Genomic DNA, 22,349 nt, shown 5'->3' on the forward strand with positions numbered 1-22,349 from the left:
CTTCCCCCCGTCCTCGCCCCGTCCTCCCCCGTCCTCCCCCTCAGTCCAGCACCGGCAGCAGGTCCGGCAGGTGGCCGTCGGAGAGCGCCGCCGACCGCTGGCGTTCCTCCGGTACCTCGCCGTAGAGCGTCGTGCGCGGCCTCGCGGGGCGGCCCGCCAGTTCCGCCACCGCCACCAGGTCACGCACCGACTTGTAGGAGCCGTACGACGAGCCCGCCATGCGCGAGATCGTCTCCTCCATCAGCGTGCCGCCGAGGTCGTTGGCGCCCGAGCGCAGCATCTCCGCCGCTCCCTCCGAGCCCAGCTTCACCCAGCTGGTCTGGATGTTGGGGATGTGGGGGTGCAGGAGGAGACGGGCCATCGCCGTCACGGCCCTGTTGTCCCGCATCGTCGGGCCGGGGCGCGCGATACCCGCCAGGTACACCGGCGCGTTGGTGTGGATGAAGGGGAGCGTCACGAACTCCGTGAAGCCGCCCGTGCGTTGCTGGATGCCGGCCAGGGTGCGCAGGTGGCCCAGCCAGTGCCTGGGCTGGTCCACGTGGCCGTACATCATGGTCGACGAGGAGCGGATGCCCACCTCGTGCGCCGTCGTGATCACCTCGATCCAGGTCGCCGTCGGCAGCTTGCCCTTGGTCAGGACCCAGCGGACCTCGTCGTCCAGGATCTCGGCCGCGGTGCCGGGGACGGAGTCCAACCCCGCTTCCTTCGCCGCCGTCAGCCACTCGCGGATCGACATCCCGGTGCGGGTCGCGCCGTTCACCACCTCCATCGGGGAGAACGCGTGGACGTGCATCCCCGGGACCCGCTCCTTCACCGCCTTCGCGATGTCGAAGTACGCCGTCCCCGGCAGGTCCGGGTGGATGCCGCCCTGCATGCAGACCTCCACCGCGCCCACCTCCCACGCCTGTTGGGCGCGGTCGGCCACCTGGTCCAGGGACAGGGTGTAGGCGTCCGCGTCCGTGCGGCGCTGCGCGAACGCGCAGAAACGGCAGCCGGTGTAGCAGACGTTGGTGAAGTTGATGTTCCGCGTGACGATGTACGTGACGTCGTCGCCGACCACCGACTTGCGGACGTCGTCCGCGACACCGCAGAGCGCGTCCAGGGCCGGCCCGTCCGCGTGCAGCAGCGCCAGCGCCTCCGCGTCCGTCAGCCGGGTCGGGTCGTCGGCCGCCACCCGCAGCGCCTGGCGTACGTCGGTGTCGATCCGCTCCGGGACCATCCCGGGTGCCGCCGCCTCCCGCAGGGCGCCCCAGTCGCCGTACACCTCGTCGAAGTCGTCGCGGCGGTCGGACGTACGGCCCTCCGTGTCGATGGTGGTGTGGAGGTCCGTACGGCCCGACGACACGAACACCTCCTCCGGCTCCTGCCACGGGTGGCCCTCCACGACGGCGTCGGGACGTGCCAGGCCGGTCTCCGGGTCCGCCAGCGCCCGTACGTGCGGCAGCAGCCGCGGGTCCAGCCACGGCTCGCCGCGGCCCACGAACTCCGGGTACACGCAGAGGCGTTCACGCAGGGAGAAGCCGACGGCGGCCGAGCGCCGCGCCAGCTCCTCGATCTGCGGCCAGGGGCGTTCGGGGTTCACATGGTCGATCGTCAGCGGCGAGACCCCGCCCCAGTCGTCGATGCCGGCGCCGATGAGACGTTCGTACTCGGAGTCGACCAGGTTCGGCGGGGCCTGCAGACAGGCCGACGGGCCCATGATGTGCCGTGCCACCGCCACGGTCGCCACCAGCTCGTCCAGCTCCGCGTCCGGCATGCCGCGCATCGCGGTGTCCGGCTTGGCGCGGAAGTTCTGGATGATCAGTTCCTGGATGCCGTGATACGACCTCCCCACGCGCCGCAGCGCGAAGAGGGACTCCGCCCGCTCCTCGTACGTCTCGCCGATCCCGATGAGGATGCCGCTCGTGAAGGGGACCGACGAGCGGCCCGCGTCCTCCAGCACCCGCAGACGGACGGCCGGTTCCTTGTCGGGGGAGCCGTGGTGCGGGCCGCCCGGCTCCGACCACAGGCGCGTGGCCGTCGTCTCCAGCATCATGCCCATCGACGGCGCCACCGGCTTCAGACGCTGGAAGTCCGTCCACGACATCACGCCGGGGTTCAGGTGGGGCAGCAGGCCCGTCTCCTCCAGGATGCGGATGGAGATGGCGCGGACGTAGGCGATGGTGTCGTCGTAGCCGTGCGCGTCGAGCCACTCTCGAGCCTCCGGCCAGCGGTCCTCCGGTTTGTCGCCCAGAGTGATCAACGCTTCCTTGCACCCCAGCGCGGCCCCGCGCCTGGCTATGTCGAGCACCTCGTCCGGGGACATGAACATTCCGTGTCCGGCGCGGCGCAGCTTGCCGGGGACGGTCACGAACGTGCAGTAGTGGCATTTGTCCCGGCACAGCCGGGTCAGGGGGATGAAGACGCTCTTCGAGTACGTGATGACGCCGGGACGGCCCGCCGCCTGAAGGCCCACGTCACGGACGCGGGCCGCGGAGGCGGTGAGATCGTCGAGGGCCGTGCCGCGGGCCTGGAGGAGGACCGCGGCTTCGTCGACGTCGAGGGCCACGCCGTCACGGGCGCGTTTGAGGGCGCGACGCATGGAGTTCTCGGTCGGGCCGGTTCCGGGGGTCGCGGAAGTCGTCATCCTTCGAGCATACGGAGGGACTCCGCCGGTTCAGCAGGGTCGGGGGTGGTTCGAGGGACTGCCGTCGCGTCGCCGGGTGCGGGCCCAGTTGTGGCTGGTCGCGCCCACGCGGCGGTAGCCGCACATCGATGCGGCCCCGCGCCCCTGGGTCTGCTGCCACTCCCTCCGTTCACAAGTACTCGGCGTATCCGTCCAGCAACCCCAGCACCTCCGCCTCGCCCGTCGGCGGCAGCTGGACCACGACCTCCTCGATGCCCAGTTCGGCATAGTGCGCGAGCTTGCCGGGGCTCGGGAAGACGGCGTACGGGACCACCTCCAGTGCGGCCGGGTCGCGGCCCGCGTCCGCCCAGGCCGCCCGCAGCACCGGCAGGGACTCCGTCAGGCCGCGCCCGCCGATCGGCAGCCAGCCGTCGGCGTACTCGCCGATGTGGGCGAAGAGCTTGGGACCGGCGGCTCCGCCGATGAGGGTGCGGGGGCCGACGACCGGACCACGCGGCTTCTGCACGGGCTTGGGGTAGGCGTGCGAGGCCCGTACGCTGCCGAACTCGCCCTCGTACGCGGTCGGTTCCTCCGACCACAGCGCGCGCATCAGGGCCATCCGGTCCCGCACCAGCTCCCGCCGGGTGCGCCACGCGACGCCGTGGTCGGCGGCTTCCTCGACGTTCCAGCCGAAGCCGAGGCCGAGGGTGAACCGGCCGCCGGACAGATGATCCAGCGTGGCGATCTGCTTGGCGAGGTCGATCGGGTCGTGCTGGGCGACCAGGGTGATGCCGGTGCCGAGGCCGAGCCGCTCGGTCACCGCCGCCGCCTGGCCGAGCGCGACGAAGGGGTCCAGGGTGCGGCCGTACTCGGGGGGCAGCTCGCCGCCCGCCGGGTACGGCGTCACACGCTCCACCGGGATGTGGGTGTGCTCGGGCAGGTACAGGCCGGCGAACCCCCGCTGTTCCAGCTCACGGGCGAGCCGGGTCGGGGTGATCGTCTCGTCGGTGAGGAAGATCGTCACGGAGATACGCATGCCCTATCTCTACCCGGAGGGGCCTCAACTGTCCATACCGACTGGTCGGCATCTTCGGTCGAATTCCTCAGCCGTCTCAATTCCCCTGTCTTTCCACGGCAGTTCACGGACGTCCGGGAGAGTTGAGGCATGTGCGACGACAACGAGCTCCATCACAGCATCGGAAGACGCACACTCTTCGTGACGGGAACCGCCGCCGCGCTTACGTTGGGAAGCGTGACCTTCGCCGCGGCCGCCGACGGTGACCAGGAGACCAGGACGATCCGGGGCACCCTGCCCACCGGGTCCCCCGACTTCGTGTACGTGCCGGTCGAAGTCCCGTCCGGCGTGCGGGAGATCAAGGTCTCCTACACCTACGACCGCCCCTCCGTCCCGGCGGGCACGGCCGGCAACGCCCTCGACATCGGCATCTTCGACGAGCGGGGGACGGAGCTGGGCGGGCAGGGTTTCCGGGGCTGGTCGGGAGGGGCCCGCACCGAGTTCTTCCTCCGCGCCGACGACGCGACGCCGGGGTACCTCCCGGGACGGGTGCGCGCGGGCACCTGGCACATCGCGCTCGGCCCCTACACGGTGGCGCCGCAGGGGCTGTCGTACGAGATCACCGTCACGCTCACCTACGGCGAGCAGGGCACCGCCGTCGAGCCGACCTACCCGCCCACCCGCGCCGAGGGGCGGGGCCGTGCCTGGTACCGGGGCGACTGCCATCTGCACTCCTGGTACTCCGACGGCCGCCGCACCCCGGCCGAGATCGCGGCCCTCGCGCGGGCGGCGGGCCTGGACTTCATCAACACCTCGGAGCACAACACCCATGCGGCGCACGCCCATTGGGCCGACGAGGCGGGCGACGACCTGCTGATCATGCTGGGTGAGGAGGTCACCACGAGGAACGGCCATGTGGTGGCGCTCGGCACCGACCCCGGCACCTTCGTCGACTGGCGCTACCGGGCCCGCGACCACCGCTTCGGCCGTTTCGCCCGCCGGATCCGCAAGGCCGGAGGGCTGGTCGTCCCCGCCCATCCGCACGCCGCCTGCATCGGCTGCAACTGGAAGTTCGGCTTCGGCGAGGCGGACGCGGTCGAGGTGTGGAACGGCCCCTACACGCCCGACGACGAGGTGGCGCTGGCCGACTGGGACGGCATGCTCGTGGCGTCCGTACGCGAGGGACGGGACTGGATTCCGGCCATGGGCAACAGCGACGCCCACCGGGACCCGGACGTCGTCGGCCTGCCCCAGACCGTCGTCCTCGCCGACGACCTGTCCCGCGAGGCGATCCAGGAGGGGATCCGGGCCGGGCGGTCGTATGTCGCCGAGTCGAAGAACGTGTCCCTGAGCTTCACGGCGACGGGTGGCAAGGGCGAACACGCCGGTATCGGCGGGCGGTTGGCGGCGGCCCCGGACACGCCGGTGACGGTACGGCTCGAGGTGGCGGGCGCGCCCCGCTGCACCGTCCGGTTCGTGACCGACCAGGGGGTGCTGTTCACCGGCGGGCCGCTGCCGGTGGCGGGGTCGGGGGTGTTCGAGTGGCGGACCACGCCTGCCTACGCGGCGTACGTGCGGGCGGAGTTGCGGCACGAGACGGCGGCCGGGCCGCTGCCGGGCGCGCTGGCGGCGTTCACCAACCCGATCTTCCTGGGCCGGGTCCACTAGGACCGGGCGGATCACGGATGCCGGGACGCGAGGTCGGCGACGACCGCCGCATGATCGGACGGCCAGACCCCGTCCACCGGTCCGTCCCCGGCCCGCCGCACCCCCAGCACCGTGCCCTCCCCCGCCGGTCCGGCCGGGCCGCCGACGTGGATGTAGTCGATACGGCCGCCCGGTCCCAGGCCCGGGTGGACGTACGGGTTCGCCGGGTCCCAGGTGGTGGCGGGGGCGGCCGGGCCGGCGTACTCCCAGGCGTCGAAGAAGACCTGGCCGGGGACGGCGGGGGCGGTCCGCAGGCCGCCGAAGAGGCGGATCTCGTCGGAGTCGGGCCAGGCGTTGAAGTCTCCGGTCACGACGGGCGGGAAGGCGGTGCCGTCCCGGTGGGCGGCGACGAACTCGGCCAGGGAGGTGACCTGTTCACGGCGTACGGCCGAGGCGTGCAGGGGTGAGGCGAGGTGGGTCGTGAAGAACGGGACGGGGTGGTCGGGGGCGGCCAGCCGCGCGTAGAGGGCGAGGCGGCCGTCGTCCAGGTCGGCCGGGGCGGGCAGGCGCAGGACGTCCTGTTCCAGCACCGGCCAGCGGCTCAGCACCGCGTTGCCGATGTCGAGCGCCGGGTCCCCGATCCGCCGCCGCCAGCGCTCGGGCGCGTGGGAGGCGGCCCAGGTCCAGTGCAGTCCGAGCTCCCCGGCGAGCCAGGCGGCGAGGTTCTCCCCGCTGCGGCGATCGGCCCACACCTCCTGCAGGCCCACGACATCGGGCCGCAGTTCCCGCAGGACGGCGACGATCGCCTTCTGCCGCTCGGCCCACGGGCCGAACCGCCACCACAGGTTCCACGTCACCACACGCATGGCCCACCGCCGCAATCTCCAGGAGACTCAGTAACCATGCCCCGTCACAACGAACGCAAGTACCGTGCCGTGTCCGCCCTCCAGCGCCGGATCGGCAACCCGATCCTGCGCCGCCTCCCCTTCCAGACCCTGCTGGAGACGACCGGCCGCGCCTCCGGCCTGCCCCGCCCGACCCCGGTCGGCGGCCGCCGGGTCGGGGACTCCTTCTGGCTGGTCTCCGAGTTCGGCGAACGCTCCCAGTACGTCCGCAACATCAAGGCCGACCCGCGCGTCCGGGTCCGCCTCCGCGGCCGCTGGCACACCGGAACGGCCCATCTCCTGCCCGACGACGACCCGATCGCCCGGCTGCGGGGTCTGCCGCGCATGAACAGCACGGCCGTGCGGGCGATGGGGTCGGGACTGCTGACGGTGCGGGTGGACCTGGACGGCCAGGGCTTGGCCAGCTAAGCGCTCCGCGGGAAGTGCCGCGATGTGCCGTCGGCCGTCCGCGGCGCCGTCGTAGCTGGTCGCGCCCCGCGGCGGAGCTGCATATGGATACGGCCCCGCGCCCCTTCAAGGCGCTGCCGAACCGTGGAGGACTTCACCCGACCCGCTCAGAGCTTGGCGGACATCTCCAGCACCAGGTCGCGCACCACCTCGGGCGCCCGCAGCGTCGGCAGATGGTCGCAGTCCGGCAGGCGTACGAGGTGGCAGTCCGGGATCGCGGCGGCCATGTCCTCGTTGCAGCGGACCGTCCTGGCCGTGTCCTTCTCGCCGAGGAGGAGGGCGCAGGGCATGGCCAGTTCGCCGAGACGGGGGAAGGCCGGGGGGTCCTCGGTCTGGTGGCCGTACGTCGTGAACCAGGCCGGGATCGCCGCCCGCAGCCACTCCGCGGCCCGGTCGTCGGGGGGTGTGCCGGCCGCCGCCCAGGTCTCCAGGGCCAGGGCGAGCAGGCCGCCCATGTCTCCCGCGGTGGCCAACTCGGCGACCTGTGCCGTCAGTTCGGGGTCCTCCAGATCCGGGTAACCGGTGACGCCCGGCACGAGCAGCACCAGCCCCGCCACCCGCGACGGCTCGTTCAGCGCCCCGCTGACCGCGGTCACCCCGCCCATGCTCGTACCGACGAGCACCGCGCGCTCCACGCCGAAGTGGTCGAGCACGGCCCGCAGATCCTCGGCGAGGGAGTAGGAGGCGGTCGGACTCGGCGAATGCCCGAACCCCCGGGCGTCGTAGCGGATCACTCGGTGGCGCCCGACGAGCTCCGGCAGCACGGGTTCCCAGCACCTGGAGTCCGCGATCCCGGGATGCAGCAGCACCACCGGGACCCCGTCCCCGCCCGTGTCCTCGGCCCAGACCTCGCCGTCCTTGACCTGCACCATGGTCTCCATGGGACGACTGTGCCCGAATCGGACGCCGGGAGACAGCACCGTCCTGGCCAACGGGGAACCGGCGTGGCCCGATATACGGCTCCGCCGAGCAGACCGACCCGTCCTCCCGTCACCCCGTCACCCCGTCACCCCGGCCAGACGATGGCCTGCACCTCGCTGTACGCGTGCAGCGCGTACGACCCGACGTCCCGCCCGACCCCGCTCTTCTTGAACCCCCCGAACGGCGCCTCCATGTTCCGCCCGACGGTGTTCACCCCCACCCCGCCGGCCCGCAGCCGCCGCGCCACGCGGAAGGCGCGGGCCACGTCCCCGGACCAGACGTAGTCGATGAGGCCGTAGTCGGAGTCGCCGGCGAGGGCGATGCCCTCCTCCTCGTCGTCGAAGGGCACCACGGACACGACCGGTCCGAAGATCTCCTCCCGGACGACCCGCATCCCGCTCGTGCAGTCGGCGAGGAGGGTGGGAGCGACGTAGAAGCCATGGTCGTACGACGGCCTCTCGCCGCCCGCGACCACCACCGCGCCCTCCTTGCGCCCGATGTCGACGTAGGACTCCACCCGCTCCCGGTGCTCGGCGGAGATCACCGGCCCGACGACGGTGTCCGCCGCCCGCGGATCCCCCACCTTCAGATACCCGGCATAGGCGGCGAGGCCGTCCACGAGCCGCTGGTACACCCCGCGTTGCACCAGCACCCGGGTCGGCGCGGTGCAGATCTGCCCGCTGTAGAAGGAGAAGGTGGTCCCGATCCCGGCCACGGCGGCGGCGATGTCCGCGTCGTCGAAGACGAGGGCCGCCCCCTTCCCGCCCAGCTCCATCAGCTGCCGCTTCATACCGCGCCCGCACACCTCGCCGATGCGCCGGCCGACCGCGGTGGAGCCGGTGAACGAGACCATGTCGACGTCGGGCGAGTCCACGGCGGCCTCACCGACCTCGACGGACCGGCCGGACACCACATTGAGCACTCCCCTCGGCACCCCGGCGGCCTCCAGCGCCTCGGCCATCCGGTACACCGACAGCGGGTCCTGCGGGGCGGGCTTCACGACGACCGTGTTGCCCATGGCGAGGGCGGGGGCGATCTTGCCGGCCGGGTTGGCCCAGGGGTTGTTGTACGAGGTGATGCAGGTGACGACCCCGACGGGCTGGCGGACGGCCAGCGCGCCCATGACCCCGGCCCTGCCCATGGGCCCGGCCTCGTTGATCTGCGGCGGGATCGCCCACTCGGCGGGCTCCACGCGCGCGTACCGCTGGAAACGGGCGGCGGCGACCCCGACCTGCATCGCCCGCGCGGTCCCGGTCGTGGCACCGGTCTCGGCCTGGGCGAGTTCGGCGTACTCCACGAACCGGGACCGGATGACATCGGCGGCCCGTGCGAGGATCGCCGCCCGTTCCTCGGGCGCCGTGCGCGACCATGGACCGAAGGCCTCGCGGGCCGCGGCACAGGCCGCGTGCACCTGATCCCGCGAGGCCTCCGGCGCCCACCCGACGGTCCGCTCGGTCGCCGGATCGAGGACCTCGTAGTGGCCGCCCTCCGGCTCGGTCCACGCCCCACCGACGAACAGCCGCTGCTCGGAGGTCACTTGGTCGCCACCGTCCGGGTGTCCCGCCCCGACCGCAGCACCTTGCCCGGCACGGCCCCGCTCACCACGTCGTCCCGGATCGCCTCGACCCCGTTGACCCACACAGCCCGTATCCCGAGGGCCTTGGAGTCCAGCCGTGGGCTGTCACCCGGCAGGTCGTGCACCAGGGTGGCCGTGCCCGCGGCGATCCGCTCCGGGTCGAAGAGCACGAGGTCCGCATGGAAGCCCTCCCGGATCCGGCCGCGCTCCCTGAGCCCGAAGAGCCGGGCCGGATCGTCGGTCAGCATCTTCACCGCCTGCTCCAGCGTGGCGAGCTTCCGCCCGCGCAGACAGTCCCCGATGAACCGGGTCGTGTACGGCGCCCCGCACATCCGGTCCAGATGCGCCCCGGCGTCGGACCCGCCGAGCATGACGTCCTCGTGCTGCCAGGTCTCGGCGCGCAGCGCCCAGGAGGCGGGGTCGTTGTCGGTGGGCATGGGCCACAGGACCGTACGCAGATCGTCGGCGGCGCAGATCTCGACGAGACAGTGGAAGGCGTCCTGCCCGCGCTCCTCGGCGATGTCCCGCACGACCCGCCCACTGAGCCCACGGTTCGCCTCGCTGTACGTGTCGCCGATGACGTACCGCCCGAAATTCGCGAGCCGCCGGAAGACGCCCGCCTCCTTGGAGTCGGCTCGCCGGAGCATCTCGGCGCGTACGTCCGGGTCCCGAAGCCTGATGATCCGCTCGGGCACGGGCAGCCCGAGGACCGGTCCCCACCCGGGGATGAGGTTGAGCGCGCAGAAGGTGCCCAGCGACATGTTCATCGGCGTGAGGATCGGCATGGTCAGCGCGACGATCCGCCCGCCGGCCTTCCGCGCCTGCTCACTGGCGAACAGCTGCCGGGGCACGCGTTCGGGTACGGAGGCGTCGACGGTGAGGACGTTCCAGTTGAGGGGCCGTCCCGCCGCCGCGCTCATCTCCACGAACAGATCGATCTCGGCGTCACTGAACTGGTCGAGACACCCGGCGACGATCGCCTCGATCTGCGTCCCCTCGTGCTCGCCGACCGCCTTGGCCAGAGCGACGAGTTCGGCGGGTTCGGCATGCCGGGAGGCGACGGGCTGTCCGTCACCGTCGGAGTGCGTGGACGACTGGGTGGTGGACAACCCCCAGGCACCGGCGTCCATGGCCGCATTCAACAGCCGTAGCATCTGAGCGAGTTGCTCCTCACTGGGCCGCCCCCCGACGGCATCCGCCCCCATCACATACCGCCGCAGCGCACAATGCCCCACCATGAACCCGGCGTTGACCGCGATCCGCCCTTCGAGAGCGTCCAGATACTCCCCGAACGAACTCCAGGTCCAGGGCGCCCCCTCCTCCAGCGCGACCAGGGACATCCCCTCCACCCTGGACATCATCCGACGGGTGTAGTCGGCGTCCTCGGGACGGTCGGGGTGCAGAGGCGCGAGCGTGAACCCACAGTTCCCGGCGGCGACGGTCGTGACACCGTGATTGAGGGAGGGGGTCGCGTAGGGGTCCCAGAACAGCTGGGCGTCGTAGTGCGTGTGGGGGTCCACGAAGCCGGGGGCGAGGATCAGGCCGGTGGCGTCCTCGGTGGAGCGGGATGCCTCCGTGATCTGGCCGATCGCAGCGATACGACCGTCGCGAATGCCGACGTCGGCGATGTAGCCGGGCGCCCCGGTGCCGTCCACGACGGTCGCGCCCTTGATGACGTGATCGAACATGCCGGTTGCCTCCTTGGCGTGCGGTCCGGTGATCTGCCTCAGGGGCGCGGGGCTGTGTCAATTTGCGGCTACCGCCGCGTGAGCGCGACAGGCCACAACGCACCCGCACCCCGCAACGGCGCTTACGAGGCAGCCCGGAACCGGGAAGTCCGATGCACAGGATCCGTATCGATCTTCGGAATCACATGCTCACCGATGAGCCGAATCGTCTGAAGGGTCTCCTCCTTCGGCACCCCCACCGGCAACCCGAAGCTCAACTGATCCGCCCCCGCCTGCTCCCACCGCTTGCACTGCGTGAGCACCTCGTCCGGATCCCCACAGATCAGCAGCTCCTCCTCGATGAGCAGCTCCACGAACTCCGCGGTGTACTCCGGCAACGTCTCCGGCCACACCGGGAACCCCTCGGGACGAGGAAACGTGTCGTGGTACCGGAACACCAGCGAGGGCAGATAGTGCAGCCCCCCGTTGACCGCGACCTCGATCGCCTCCGCGTGCGTGGGCGCGCAGATCGCGGTCGTCGTCACCATCACGTTGTCGTTGACGAAGTCCCCGATCGGCTCGGCGTTCACGATCGCCGTCTTGTACTTCTCCAGCACCCACTCCATGTCGGACACCTTCTGGATGCTGAAACCGAGCACCCCGAGCCCCTTGCGCGCCGCCATCCCGTACGACGGCGGCGATCCGGCGGCATACCACATCGCGGGGTGGGACTTCCCGTACGGCTTCGGCAGCACCTTGCGCGGCGGCAGCTGCCAGTGCTTGCCCTGGAAGCCGACGTACTCGTCCTGGAGCCACATCTTGGGGAACTCGGCGATGGTCTCTTCCCAGATCTCCTTGGTGTAGTTCATGTCGGTGATGCCGGGAAGGAAGCCGAGGATCTCGTGCGACCCGGCGCCGCGTCCGCTCCCGAACTCGAAGCGGTTGCCGGTGAGATGGTCGAGCATGGCGACCTTCTCGGCGACCTTCACCGGGTGGTTGACCTGGGCGAGGGGGTTGAAGATCCCCGATCCGAGATGGATCCGTTCCGTCGCGTGCGCCAGGTATCCCAGGAAGACGTCGTTGGCGGAGAGGTGCGAGTACTCCTCCAGGAAGTGGTGTTCGGAGGCCCAGGCGTACTTGAACCCGGACTTGTCCGCCTGGATGACGTACTCGGTCTCCTCCATCAGCGCCTTGTGCTCGGCCAGCGGGTCGGTCTCGGCGCGTTTGCCCACGTATCCCTGTACAAAGAGCCCGAATTCCAAGGAGGTTCACCGTCCCCACGAGTCGTTACCTGACGCATCGTCAGATTCACTGCCCAGACTGTTCCACCGGCCGCATGGAGCGTCAATAGCTGATGGACCGTCAGCTGAGACTGACTCCCGCCAGCCACCCGCCGTCGATCACAAAGGGCTGCCCGGTGATGTACGAGGAGTCGTCCGAGGTCAGGAAGAGCGCGAGCCGCGCCACCTCCTCCGGCTTCCCGATCCGCCCCAGCGGCACGAGCTTGCGGTAGAGCTTCCCGATCGCCCGTGAGGTCTCCTCGGCATCGCCGCCGGGGTCGAGGAAGGCGGGGTTGGACATGGCGGTGTCGATGGCCCCGGGGCAGACCGCGTTCACGCGGATCCTCCGCCGCGCCAGCTCCAGCGCGGCGACCCGCGTGAGGCCGAGGACGGCGTGCTTGGTGGCGGCGTACGACCCGACGGCCGCCATCCCCGTGACCGCCGTGTAGGAGGCGGTGTTGACGATGGTCCCCCCGTCGGCCATCTCGGGTGCGACGGCCTTGATACCGAGGAAGCAGCCGACCTGGTTCACCTGGACGACCTGCATGAACTCGTCGAGAGGGGTGTCGAGGAGGGAGTTGAAGCGCAGGATGCCGGCGTTGTTGACGAGCCCGTCGATGTGGCCGTACGCGTCCTTCGCGGCCGTGACGGCCGATCGCCACTGCTCCTCCTCGCCCACGTCGAGATGGACGTACGACGCCCCGATCTCCTTCGCGAGCGCCTCCCCCTGGTCGTCGAGCACGTCGGCGACCACGACATCGGCCCCCTCCGCTCTGAAGAGCCGCGCCTCCTGCTCCCCTTGTCCGCGTGCCGCGCCGGTGACGATGACGACGCGTCCGTCCAGCTTGCCCATGCGTGACTCCTCAGAGGTGGGGTGCTACGTCGGTGCCGAACGCGGCGATCTGGTCGGTGAGTTCGCCGCTGTCGCGGCTGCGGAAGCGGACCTGGATCTGGTCGACGCCCATCTCGCCGTACGCCCGCAGGGATTCGGCGAGCTGCTCGGGGCCGCCGGTGAGCGTGCGGCGCCCGACCTCCCACGCGGGCCGGCCGACGTAGAGGGGCTCGACGATGGCGCCGATGGTGAAGGGGCCTTGTTCCTCCTGGCGCAGCTCCCGGATACGGGCGATCTGTGCGGGCAGCCGGTCCCGCGGGTCGCCCTGCGGCAGCCAGCCGTCACCTTTGAGCGCCGCGCGCCGGACGGCCGCGGGCGAGGAGCCGCCGACCCAGAGGGGGACGTGGCGTTGGGCGGGCCGGGGGCGTTGGCCCAGGCCCTCGAAGTCGTAGAGCTTGCCGTGGTGTTCGGGGAACTCCTCGGGCCCGAGGGATGCGCGCAGGGCGTCGAGGCACTCGTCGAGCACCGCACCCCGCTGCTGGAAGTCGCACCCGAGCGCCTCGAACTCCTCCTGCACATGCCCGGCCCCGACCCCGAGGATCAGCCGCCCGCCGCTGAGATGGTCGAGGGTGGCGTACTGCTTGGCGGTCAGGAGCGGGTGGCGCAGCCCGACCACGGCGACATGGCTGAGCAGTCGTACGCGCTCGGTCGCGGCGGCGAGGTGGGCGAGGGTGGCGACGGGGTCGTACCAGACCGTGCTCATCGCGGGGGCGAGCCGGCGGGGGATGGCGACGTGGTCGCAGGCGGCGATGTAGGCGAAGCCGGCGCGGTCGGCGGCCCGGGCGATACCGAGGAGGTCGGCGGGGGTGGCGGCTGCTTCCCAGGGTTCGGTGTAGAGGGTGCTCTGGGACTGGATGGGGAGCTGGATGCCGTACTCCATGCGCTTCGTGTGCTTCATGTGCGGCTCCACAGGCCTTCGGGGGTGAGCCCGAGGAGTTCGATGGCGTTGCCTCGTACGATCCGCTCGACCAGGTCGGGGGCCAGGTGTCCCATCTGGGCCTCGCCGACCTCGCGGGACTTGGGCCAGGTGGAGTCGGAGTGCGGGTAGTCCGTCTCGTAGAGGACGTTGCCGACCCCGATGGCGTCGAGGTTCTTCAGCCCGAAGGCGTCGTCGAAGAAGCAGCCGTAGACATGCTCGGTGAACAGCTCGGACGGCGGCCGGTGGACCTTGTCGGCCACTCCGCCCCAGCCGCGGTTCTCCTCCCACACCACGTCGGCGCGTTCGAGGATGTAGGGGATCCAGCCGATCTGCCCTTCGGCGTACATGACCTTGAGCCGCGGGAAGCGCTCGAACTTGCCGCTCATCAGCCAGTCCACCATCGAGAAGCAGCAGTTGGCGAAGGTGATGGTGGAGCCGACGGCGGGCGGGGCGTCGGCGGAGGTGGACGGCATACGGCTGGACGAGCCGATGTGCATGGCGATGACGGTTCCGGTCTCGTCGCAGGCGGCGAGGAAGGGGTCCCAGTCGTCGGTGTGGACGGAGGGCAGGCCGAGGTGCGGGGGTATCTCGGAGAAGGCGACGGCCCGGACGCCACGGGCGGCGTTTCGCCGTACCTCCGCGGCGGCCGACTCCGGGTCCCACAACGGGATGAGGGTGAGCGGTATGAGCCGTCCCCGGGCCTCTGGCCCGCACCACTCCTCCACCATCCAGTCGTTGTAGGCCTGGACGCACAGCAGGCCCAGCTCACGGTCGGCGGCCTCGGTGAAGGTCTGGCCGCAGAAGCGGGGGAAGGTCGGGAAGCAGAGGGCGGACTGGACGTGGTTGACGTCCATGTCGGCGAGGCGGGAAGGGACGTCGTAGGACCCCTGCCGCATCTGCTCGTAAGTGATGACTTCGAGCTTGATCTCGTCCCTGCTGTAACCGACGGCGGTGTCGAGGCGGGTGAGGGGGCGGTGCAGGTCCTCGTAGACCCACCAGTCGCCGAGGGGGCCGTCGGCGCCGGGAGCGCCCATCACGGGCTTGAAGCGGCCGCCGAGGAAGGTCATCTCCTTCAGTGGGGCCCGGACTATGCGGGGCCCGGTGTCCAGGTACTTCTTCGGGAGCCGGTTCTGCCAGACATCCGCCGGCTCCACGGTGTGGTCGTCGACGGAGATGATCAACGGAAAGGCCGGGGTGGTGTCCGTGGTCGCGGTCATGGGGGTCACGGTAGCGCTGATCTAACGACCCGTCAGCTGCGGCGGCAGCGACGGACCGTGACGCTTTCTGTGCGGAAGTGTGCGAAGACCACGTGAGGGGCTTGTGATATCCCGCGCGCCGACCTGTGATCGGAGTCTCCACAGCTGACGCATCTGCCATGAACAAGGCAAACTGGCGTGGTTGCTCACTGCGTCTAGGGGGACGGCGATGGACGGAGTACCGCGGGTGCCTGAGCAGCGGCGTCCCGGCTCCTCGGCGGAGCCGGAGCTGCCGCTGCGCTTCAGCGTGCTCGGACCGGTCCGCGCCTGGCGCGGCGAGGAGTCGTTGCCCATGGGCTCCCCGCAGCAACGGGCCCTGCTGGCCGCGCTGCTGCTGCGGGAAGGCCGTACGGCCACCGCGGCCGAACTGATCGACGCCCTGTGGGGCGAGGAGTCACCGTCCCAGGCGCTGGCGGCGCTGCGGACGTACGCCTCCCGGCTGCGCAAGGTCCTGGACCCCGGCGTCCTGGTGAGCGAGTCGGGCGGGTACGCGATCCGCTCGCTGGGCGAGGGCGTGCTGGATCTCGCGGTGGCCCAGGAGCTGGCCACGGGGGCGGAGAAGGCGCGGGGTGCCGGGGATCTGTGCCACGCACGGGAGGTGCTGGGCCGGGCGCTCGCCCTGTGGGACGGCGAGGTACTGGCGGGAGTGCCGGGCCCGTACGCGTCCTCGCAGCGGGTCAGGCTGGAGGAATGGCGGCTCCAACTCCTGGAGTCCCGCCTGGACATGGACCTGGAGCAGGGCTGCCACGCGGAGGCCGTCTCGGAACTGACGGCCCTGACGGCGGCCCATCCGCTCCGGGAGCGGTTGCGGGAACTCCTCATGCTCGCCCTCTACCGCAGTGGGCGCCAGGCGGAAGCGCTGGCGGTCTACGCCGACACCCGCCGTCTGCTGGCGGACGAACTGGGCGTGGACCCCCGCCCGGGCCTCCGGGACCTGCAACAGCGGATCCTCCGGGCGGACCCGGGGCTGGCGGAACCGCCGTCCCCGCAGCCGGAACCCTCGGCCGCGCCGGTCCGCCCGGCACAACTCCCGGCGACCGTCCCGGACTTCACGGGCCGCGCGTCCTTCGTGTCCGAACTGGGCGAGGTCCTGGCATCGGCGGAGGGCCGCGTGATGGCGGTGTCCGCGCTGGCGGGCATCGGCGGCGTGGGCAAGACGACACTGGCGGTGCACGTGGCACACCAGGCGCGCGGGGCCTTCCCCGACGGTCAGCTGTACGTCGATCTGCAGGGCGCGGGGTCCCGGGCGGCCGAGCCGGAGACCGTACTGGGCTCGTTCCTGCGGGCGTTGGGCACGGCGGACTCGGCGATCCCGGACTCCCTGGAGGAGCGGGCGGCGCTGTACCGCTCGGTCCTGGACGGGCGCCGGGTGCTGGTGCTGCTGGACAACGCGCGGGACGCGGCGCAGGTACGTCCGCTGCTCCCCGGCACGGAGGGCTGCGCGGCTCTGGTGACCTCCCGGGTACGGATGGTGGACCTCGCCGGGGCGCACCTGATCGACCTGGACGTGATGTCGCCGGACGAGGCGCTGGCGCTCTTCACGAGGATCGTGGGCGAGGAGCGGGTGGGCAGCGAGCGGGACGCCGCCCTGGACGTGGTGGCCGCGTGCGGCTTCCTGCCGTTGGCGATCCGTATCGCCGCGTCGCGCCTCGCGGCCCGCCGCACGTGGACGGTGTCCGTCCTGGCGGCGAAGCTGGCGGACGAGCGCCGGCGCCTGGACGAACTCCAGGCCGGGGACCTCGCGGTGAAGGCGACGTTCGAGCTGGGATACGGCCAGCTGGAGCCGGCCCAGGCCCGCGCCTTCCGGCTGCTCGGCCTGGCCGACGGCCCGGACATCTCGCTCGCCGCGGCGGCCGCGGTACTGGACCTGGAGGTGGAGGAGACCGAGGACCTCCTGGAGTCCCTGGTCGACACGTCACTGCTGGAATCGGCGGCGCCCGGCCGGTACCGGTTCCATGATCTGGTGCGACTCTACGCGCGTGCCTGTGCGGAGCGGGACGAGTGGCCGCCGAGTGAGAGGGGGGCGGCGCTGTCCAGGCTGCTCGACTTCTACCTGTCCACCGTCGGCGGGGTCTACCTGATCGAACGGCCGGGAGACCGGCTGGTGGACCATCTGGAGCGCGCCGAGTACCCGGGGCTGGCCTTCTCGGACCGGCATGCGGCGCAGGACTGGCTCTACTCCGAGGCGATCTGCCTGCTGGCCTGCGTGCGGCAGTCCGCGCAGCCCAGCTCCCTGCGGCGCGCCGTCGATGTCCTGTGGGCCGCCGTCGACCTGGCGGAGTCGGGAGCCAACTCCAAGGAGTACGAGACGGTCGCGGCGCTGCTGCGGGACGTGGCACGAGAGGCCGGGGACACCCGCACGGAGGCACGGGCGTCGACGGCACTCGCCTTTGTGCACCAGCACTCCGGCAGCCGGTTCGACGTGGCCTCCCAGGAGGCGGAACGTGCCGCCGAGTTGGCGCGCGAGGCCGAGGACCCGCTCACCGGATGCTGGGCCTCCAACATCGGCGGCGTGATCGCGCTGTACCAGAACCGGCACGACGAGGGCATGGCGTACTTCACCCATGCCATCGAGAGCTTCCGGGCCCTGGGCGACCGTCCCGGTGAGGCCAGCGCCCTGTGCAACCTGTCGCGCATCCATCTGGCCACCGGGCGGACGGACAGCGCGGTCGAACTGGCCCAGCAGGGCACGGCCATGTACGACGACATGGACCACGCCTTCAAGGGCGCCAACGGCCGGTACGCACTGGGCCTCGCCCTCACCCAGAGCGGCAGGTACTCCGAGGCGACCGAGCACCTCCAGCAGGCACTGCGGGTGTTCCAGGACAGCCGCCAGCGCCTCTGGGAGGGCATGACCCTGTTCCGGCTCGCCGAACTCGACCTCGCGGCCCGGCGCCCCGCCCAGGCCGCGCCGAACGCCGAGACCGCGCTGTCCCTGCTGCGCGGCATCGGCGGCGAATGGCGGCACGCCAACGTCCTCACGGTGCTCGGGCGCGCTCTCAACGGCATCGGTCAGCTCGGCCGTGCGCAGGTGTGCTGGCGTGAAGCCCTGGAGATCTTCGTGGCGTTGGGCTCGACGGAGGCGGACGAGGTCAGGAACCTGCTGAACCCGACGGCGATCGCCTGAGCCGGACGGCCTGACCGGCGAGAACGCGCGTTCATCATTCGTTTATCGCCGCCCGGCACTCTCAACTGTGTCGGGCCGTCGCGTCGGGGGGCAGACGGAACGACAACCGGTCGGACACCTAAGGTGTACCGGCCCAGCAGATCCGCCCGGCAACCCTCGGGGGAGTTGCCGGGCGGATCCTGTCCATCCAACGCACCACACTGCCGGGGAGCCAGCGACATGAGCGACGAGACCAGCACCGAGAACGTCCACGCCACGGACGAGCCGACGGGCGACGCGACGACCGACAACGTCCACGCCACCACTGAGCCGGTCACGATCAAGAACGTCCACGCCACCACCGACCCGCTCAAGCTGAGCGGCAAGGACACGGACGAAGCCACCACGGACAACGTCCACGCCACGGACGAGCCGGCCTGACACCAGACCTTTTTCCCGCACGGGGATCGGCCGCGGCGGCGCGGAGGGGGAGCCGTCGCGGCCGAGGCGTGTCGCCGTCGGGGGTGATTGGCAGATCTGTGCCGCTCGGGTGGTGCGTTTCCGCAGGTGAGATCGATGGGGGTGCGGAGATCCTGGGACGCATCTGCCAATTACCGATCTGCTGCGGGGGAGCCGGAGTTATCCACAGGGGGATCGCGGGCGGTTGGGGGTCGGGAAAGTAGGGGGGTGGCAGATCGGGAGTTGAGGCAGCTTGTCGTGGGACGACGCGCTCGTGGCCGTGGAGTCCGCGCTCGGCCATCGCACCGTCGACCGGCTACGCCGGCCCCCTCTCACCACCCGCGCCGCCCTCTCCCACGCCCTCGAACCCCCGCTCCGCGGAGCCGTCCGCGCCCGCCACCGGCTGAGCCTCGCCGACCCGCGCACCGGCTCCCCGGCGGAGACCCTCGCCCGCCTCCACATGGCCGACGCCGGCCTCCACCCCGAACCGCAGGCCGAACTCCGCCTGCCCGACGGCCGCCGCCGCTACCTCGACTTCCTCTTCCGGAAGCAGGGCCTCGGCATCGAGATCGAGGGCTACGCCTACCACGGCACCCGCGAGGCCCACCGCCGAGACGTGGCCCGCTTCAACGAGATCTCGCGCTGCCCGGAGCTTCGGGGACTGCTCCGCTTCACGGCCGAGGACGTGTTCGGGCGCCCCGAGTGGATGATCCAGCAGGTGGAGGAGTCGCTGGGCGGCCGCAAGCCGCGGTGATTGGCAGATGTCTCTCACGGGCGGCGGGAAACGTGCAGGTCACCAGGGCCCGGCATCGGACAGATCCGCCAATCACCGCCGCAGCCTCCCCTTGACCACCTTTCCGCTCGCGTTGCGTGGCAGCTCGGTCACGAACTCCACCGATCTCGGCACCTTGTAGTTCGCCATCTCCCTCCTTGCCCATGCGATCAGGTCGTCGCCCGTCGTCACCGCATCCGGGCGGCGCACCACGTACGCCTTGCCCACCTCCCCCAGTCGGGGGTCCGGGACGCCGATCACCGCCACGTCGGCCACATCGGGGTGCAGGCCCAGGAGTTGCTCTATCTCCGCCGGGTAGGCGTTGAAGCCGCCGACGATGAACATGTCCTTGAGGCGGTCGGTGATGCGGAGGTTGCCCGCCTCGTCCAGGACGCCCACGTCGCCCGTGCGCAACCAGCCGTCCGGGTCCAGGACCTCCGCCGTCGCCGTCTCGTCCTCGTAGTAGCCCCGCATGACGTTGAAGCCCCGGACCATCACCTCACCCGGGACCCCCGGCGCCACCGCCTGGCCGCCGGCGGACACCACCCGTACCTGTGTTCCCGGGATCGCCCTGCCCGATGTCGACGCGATCACCGTCGGCTCGTCGCCGCGGCGGCACATCGTGACCACGCCGCTCGCCTCCGACAGGCCGTACGCCGTCAGGACCGTCTCCACGCCCAGTTCGGTCCGCAGGCGCTCCACCAGGGTCAGGGGGACCACCGCCGCGCCCGTCACCACCAGGCGCAGGGCCGACAGGTCGTACGCGTCGCGAGCCGGGTGGTCCAGCAGGGACTGGTGGAGGGTCGGCGGGCCCGGGAGGACCGATACGCGCTCCGACGCGATGTTCGCCAGGGCCGTGTCCACGTCGAACACCGGCTGGGGGATCATCGTCGCGCCCCGCATCAGGCAGGCGATCACGCCCGCCTTGTAGCCGAAGGTGTGGAAGAACGGGTTCACGATCAGATAGCGGTCGCCCTGGCGCAGGCCCGCCAGATCGCTCCAGACCCCGTACGCCCGCAACGTCTGGGAATGCGTGATCACCGCGCCCTTGGGGCGGCCGGTCGTGCCCGAGGTGAAGACGATGTCCGAGGGCCATGAACCGCGTACCGAGGCCGCCCGGGTCCGTACCTCCGCCTCGCCCACTCCCTCGCCGCTCGCCAGGAAGTCCTTCCACGTCCAGTAGTCGGCCGGGGCGTCGTCCGACAGGACCACCACCTGGGCCAGGGACGGCAGCCCCGGACCTTCCGCCACGGCCCGCCGCAGCGACGCCACGTACGACGTCCCCAGGAACGTCCCCGTCACGAACAACAACCGTGCTCCGCTGCGGCGCAGTACGTCCGCCGCCTCCGTTCCCTTGAACCGTGTGTTCAGCGGGACCAGTACCGCGCCGGCCGACACCGCGCCCAGCGCCGACACCATCCAGTCCAGGGAGTTGGGGGCCCAGATCGCGACCCGGTCGCCCGCCTCCACCCCGTTCGCCACGCACGCCGCCGCCGCGCGTTCCACTCGGGCGCCCAGTTCGGCGTACGTCACCCGTGTACGGCCCTCCACCACGGCCTCCACGTCCGCGTACCGCTCCGCCGCCGACCGGACCAGACCCGGAACGCTGCCCCACTCCACGTCTCCGCGCACAACCAGCCTCCAGAACCCAGTAGCTGACTACCCGTCAGATTAGCTGTAGCCTGACGCACTGTCAGCCCGGTGGACAGCCCGCGGAGGTGCTCCATGACAGGACTCAAGGACGCCACCGCCATCGTCGGCATAGGCCAGACGCCCTTCGCCAAGAACCTCCCCGAGGACGAGAGATCCCTCGCCTGCCGTGCCGTGCTCGCCGCCCTCGACGACGCCGGTATCGCCCCGGGAGAGGTCGACGCCCTCGCCTCCTTCACCATGGAGGAGACCGACGAGGTGGAGCTCGCGAAGGCGGTCGGCTTCGGTGACCTCACCTTCTTCAGCAAGGTCGGGTACGGGGGCGGGGGCTCCTGTGCCACCGTCGGCCATCTCGCCACCGCCATAGCCGCCGGGCAGGCGAGCGTGGGGGTGGCCTGGCGGTCACGGAAGCGGGGGTCAGGGCCCCGGCCCTGGCGGAACACGACCGTTCAGCTGCCCACTCCCGCCCAGTGGACACGGCCGTACGGGCTGCTGCGGCCCGTCGACGAGATCGCCATGCTCACCCGCCGCTATATGCACGAGTACGGCGCGACCCGGGATCATCTGTTCAATGTCGCCCTCGCCTGCCGCAACAGGGCCAATCAGAATCCGGCGGCCGTCATGTACGAACGGCCCCTCACCCGCGAGATGTACATGACCTCCCGCTGGATCAGCGAGCCGCTCTGTCTCTTCGACAACTGCCTGGAGAGCGATGGCGCGTTGGCGTGTGTCGTCGTCAGCAGGGAGCGGGCCCGGGACTGCCGCCACGCGCCCGTCTACGTCCACTCCGCCGCCCAGGGGCTCCCCGCCCAGCACCACGGCATGGTCAACTACTGGAACGACGACCCGCTCACCGGCCCTGCCTGGACCGCCGCCCGGCATCTGTGGAAGCACTCCGACTTCACCCCGCAGGATGTCGACGTCGCCCAGATCTACGACGCCTTCACCGCTCTCATTCCGCTCTCCCTGGAGGGCTACGGGTTCTGCGGGCGAGGAGAGGGCGGCGCCTTCACCGAGCAGGGCGCCCTCGAGATCGGCGGGCGGCTGCCGCTCAACACCGGCGGGGGCGGGCTCAGCGAGGCCTACGTGCACGGCTTCAACCTCATCAACGAAGGCGTCAAGCAGCTCCGCGGGACCAGTACCGCCCAGGTCCCGGACGCCGCGACCTGTCTGGTCACCGCCGGCGAGGGCGTCCCCACCTCCGCGCTGCTCCTGAGGACCTGAAGGAGGCA

17 protein-coding genes are annotated in these 22,349 nt (G+C 71.2%); 6 read left to right on the forward strand and 11 right to left on the reverse strand.

All coding sequences use genetic code 11. From position 1 onward, the window contains the following. Nucleotides 1-40: 40 nt before the first annotated feature. Nucleotides 41-2,626, reverse strand: coding sequence for a bifunctional FO biosynthesis protein CofGH (locus TN53_RS35430; protein ID WP_046262914.1), 2,586 nt, complete (start codon nucleotides 2,624-2,626; stop codon nucleotides 41-43). A gap of 169 nt (nucleotides 2,627-2,795) precedes the next feature. Further along, complete coding sequence (locus TN53_RS35435; protein ID WP_046262915.1) at nucleotides 2,796-3,641, reverse strand: LLM class F420-dependent oxidoreductase; 846 nt, start codon at nucleotides 3,639-3,641, stop codon at nucleotides 2,796-2,798. Nucleotides 3,642-3,770: 129 nt separating this feature from the next. Between TN53_RS35435 and TN53_RS35440 the strand changes: the two genes are divergently transcribed. Beyond that, nucleotides 3,771-5,288 (forward strand): CehA/McbA family metallohydrolase, encoded by a 1,518-nt coding sequence (locus tag TN53_RS35440; RefSeq protein WP_046262916.1) that lies wholly within the window; start codon nucleotides 3,771-3,773, stop codon nucleotides 5,286-5,288. 11 nt (nucleotides 5,289-5,299) lie between these two features. Here TN53_RS35440 and TN53_RS35445 read toward each other — a convergent pair whose 3' ends face one another. Then, nucleotides 5,300-6,133, reverse strand: a complete 834-nt coding sequence (locus tag TN53_RS35445) for an endonuclease/exonuclease/phosphatase family protein (RefSeq protein WP_046262917.1) — start codon at nucleotides 6,131-6,133, stop codon at nucleotides 5,300-5,302. Nucleotides 6,134-6,169: 36 nt separating this feature from the next. On the opposite strand from TN53_RS35445, the gene TN53_RS35450 reads away from it, so the two are divergent. Beyond that, nucleotides 6,170-6,580, forward strand: a complete 411-nt coding sequence (locus TN53_RS35450; RefSeq protein ID WP_046262918.1) for a nitroreductase family deazaflavin-dependent oxidoreductase — start codon at nucleotides 6,170-6,172, stop codon at nucleotides 6,578-6,580. A 146-nt stretch (nucleotides 6,581-6,726) separates the two neighbouring features. Here TN53_RS35450 and TN53_RS35455 read toward each other — a convergent pair whose 3' ends face one another. The 7 genes from TN53_RS35455 to TN53_RS35485 all read right to left on the reverse strand — a co-directional run bounded on the left by TN53_RS35455 (nucleotide 6,727) and on the right by TN53_RS35485 (nucleotide 15,091). Further along, nucleotides 6,727-7,500 (reverse strand): alpha/beta fold hydrolase, encoded by a 774-nt coding sequence (locus TN53_RS35455; RefSeq protein WP_046262919.1) that lies wholly within the window; start codon nucleotides 7,498-7,500, stop codon nucleotides 6,727-6,729. Between the two features lie 125 nt (nucleotides 7,501-7,625). Then, nucleotides 7,626-9,077, reverse strand: coding sequence for an aldehyde dehydrogenase family protein (locus tag TN53_RS35460; RefSeq protein WP_046262920.1), 1,452 nt, complete (start codon nucleotides 9,075-9,077; stop codon nucleotides 7,626-7,628). Next, nucleotides 9,074-10,837 carry an N-acyl-D-amino-acid deacylase family protein gene (locus TN53_RS35465; protein ID WP_267886588.1) on the reverse strand — a complete coding sequence of 588 codons (1,764 nt, stop codon included), beginning with the start codon at nucleotides 10,835-10,837 and terminating at the stop codon, nucleotides 9,074-9,076. The genes TN53_RS35460 and TN53_RS35465 overlap by 4 nt, the downstream gene beginning before the upstream one ends. A gap of 89 nt (nucleotides 10,838-10,926) precedes the next feature. Continuing rightward, nucleotides 10,927-12,045 carry an LLM class flavin-dependent oxidoreductase gene (locus TN53_RS35470; protein WP_095046904.1) on the reverse strand — a complete coding sequence of 373 codons (1,119 nt, stop codon included), beginning with the start codon at nucleotides 12,043-12,045 and terminating at the stop codon, nucleotides 10,927-10,929. 100 nt (nucleotides 12,046-12,145) lie between these two features. Beyond that, the gene (locus tag TN53_RS35475) at nucleotides 12,146-12,916 is read right to left on the reverse strand and encodes an SDR family NAD(P)-dependent oxidoreductase (protein ID WP_046262923.1); all 771 of its coding nucleotides are present in this window, start codon (nucleotides 12,914-12,916) and stop codon (nucleotides 12,146-12,148) included. Between the two features lie 10 nt (nucleotides 12,917-12,926). After that, on the reverse strand, nucleotides 12,927-13,835 hold the full coding sequence (locus TN53_RS35480) for a TIGR03619 family F420-dependent LLM class oxidoreductase (RefSeq protein WP_046262939.1): 909 nt from the start codon (nucleotides 13,833-13,835) through the stop codon (nucleotides 12,927-12,929). A 14-nt stretch (nucleotides 13,836-13,849) separates the two neighbouring features. Beyond that, complete coding sequence (locus TN53_RS35485) at nucleotides 13,850-15,091, reverse strand: amidohydrolase family protein (RefSeq protein ID WP_046262924.1); 1,242 nt, start codon at nucleotides 15,089-15,091, stop codon at nucleotides 13,850-13,852. Between the two features lie 208 nt (nucleotides 15,092-15,299). Between TN53_RS35485 and TN53_RS35490 the strand changes: the two genes are divergently transcribed. The 3 genes from TN53_RS35490 (at nucleotide 15,300) to TN53_RS35500 (ending at nucleotide 19,449) form a co-directional block, all read left to right on the forward strand. Beyond that, nucleotides 15,300-18,257 (forward strand): AfsR/SARP family transcriptional regulator, encoded by a 2,958-nt coding sequence (locus TN53_RS35490; RefSeq protein ID WP_046262925.1) that lies wholly within the window; start codon nucleotides 15,300-15,302, stop codon nucleotides 18,255-18,257. A 219-nt stretch (nucleotides 18,258-18,476) separates the two neighbouring features. Further along, a complete protein-coding gene (locus tag TN53_RS35495; protein WP_046262926.1) occupies nucleotides 18,477-18,677 on the forward strand; it encodes a hypothetical protein in 201 nt (66 codons plus the stop codon). 271 nt (nucleotides 18,678-18,948) lie between these two features. Next, nucleotides 18,949-19,449, forward strand: a complete 501-nt coding sequence (locus TN53_RS35500) for an endonuclease domain-containing protein (RefSeq protein WP_052745367.1) — start codon at nucleotides 18,949-18,951, stop codon at nucleotides 19,447-19,449. A 72-nt stretch (nucleotides 19,450-19,521) separates the two neighbouring features. Here TN53_RS35500 and TN53_RS35505 read toward each other — a convergent pair whose 3' ends face one another. Then, nucleotides 19,522-21,099, reverse strand: coding sequence for a FadD3 family acyl-CoA ligase (locus TN53_RS35505; protein WP_046262927.1), 1,578 nt, complete (start codon nucleotides 21,097-21,099; stop codon nucleotides 19,522-19,524). A 93-nt stretch (nucleotides 21,100-21,192) separates the two neighbouring features. Between TN53_RS35505 and TN53_RS35510 the strand changes: the two genes are divergently transcribed. Beyond that, nucleotides 21,193-22,341, forward strand: a complete 1,149-nt coding sequence (locus TN53_RS35510; RefSeq protein ID WP_046262928.1) for a lipid-transfer protein — start codon at nucleotides 21,193-21,195, stop codon at nucleotides 22,339-22,341. Nucleotides 22,342-22,349: the final 8 nt, after the last annotated feature.

The sequence above is a fragment of the Streptomyces sp. WM6386 genome, from assembly GCF_000972385.1.
Classification (GTDB): domain Bacteria; phylum Actinomycetota; class Actinomycetes; order Streptomycetales; family Streptomycetaceae; genus Streptomyces.

Excerpts from the sequence above, each read along its gene's own strand:
- TN53_RS35495 (WP_046262926.1), top strand. The coding sequence starts at position 18,477 with ATGAGCGACGAGACCAGCACCGAGAACGTCCACGCCACGGACGAGCCG.
- TN53_RS35510 (WP_046262928.1), top strand. The coding sequence starts at position 21,193 with ATGACAGGACTCAAGGACGCCACCGCCATCGTCGGCATAGGCCAGACG.
- TN53_RS35445 (WP_046262917.1), bottom strand. The coding sequence starts at position 6,133 with ATGCGTGTGGTGACGTGGAACCTGTGGTGGCGGTTCGGCCCGTGGGCC.
- TN53_RS35440 (WP_046262916.1), top strand. The coding sequence starts at position 3,771 with ATGTGCGACGACAACGAGCTCCATCACAGCATCGGAAGACGCACACTC.
- TN53_RS35455 (WP_046262919.1), bottom strand. The coding sequence starts at position 7,500 with ATGGAGACCATGGTGCAGGTCAAGGACGGCGAGGTCTGGGCCGAGGAC.
- TN53_RS35435 (WP_046262915.1), bottom strand. The coding sequence starts at position 3,641 with ATGCGTATCTCCGTGACGATCTTCCTCACCGACGAGACGATCACCCCG.
- TN53_RS35430 (WP_046262914.1), bottom strand. The coding sequence starts at position 2,626 with ATGACGACTTCCGCGACCCCCGGAACCGGCCCGACCGAGAACTCCATG.
- TN53_RS35490 (WP_046262925.1), top strand. The coding sequence starts at position 15,300 with ATGGACGGAGTACCGCGGGTGCCTGAGCAGCGGCGTCCCGGCTCCTCG.
- TN53_RS35450 (WP_046262918.1), top strand. The coding sequence starts at position 6,170 with ATGCCCCGTCACAACGAACGCAAGTACCGTGCCGTGTCCGCCCTCCAG.
- TN53_RS35480 (WP_046262939.1), bottom strand. The coding sequence starts at position 13,835 with ATGGAGTACGGCATCCAGCTCCCCATCCAGTCCCAGAGCACCCTCTAC.
- TN53_RS35475 (WP_046262923.1), bottom strand. The coding sequence starts at position 12,916 with ATGGGCAAGCTGGACGGACGCGTCGTCATCGTCACCGGCGCGGCACGC.
- TN53_RS35485 (WP_046262924.1), bottom strand. The coding sequence starts at position 15,091 with ATGACCGCGACCACGGACACCACCCCGGCCTTTCCGTTGATCATCTCC.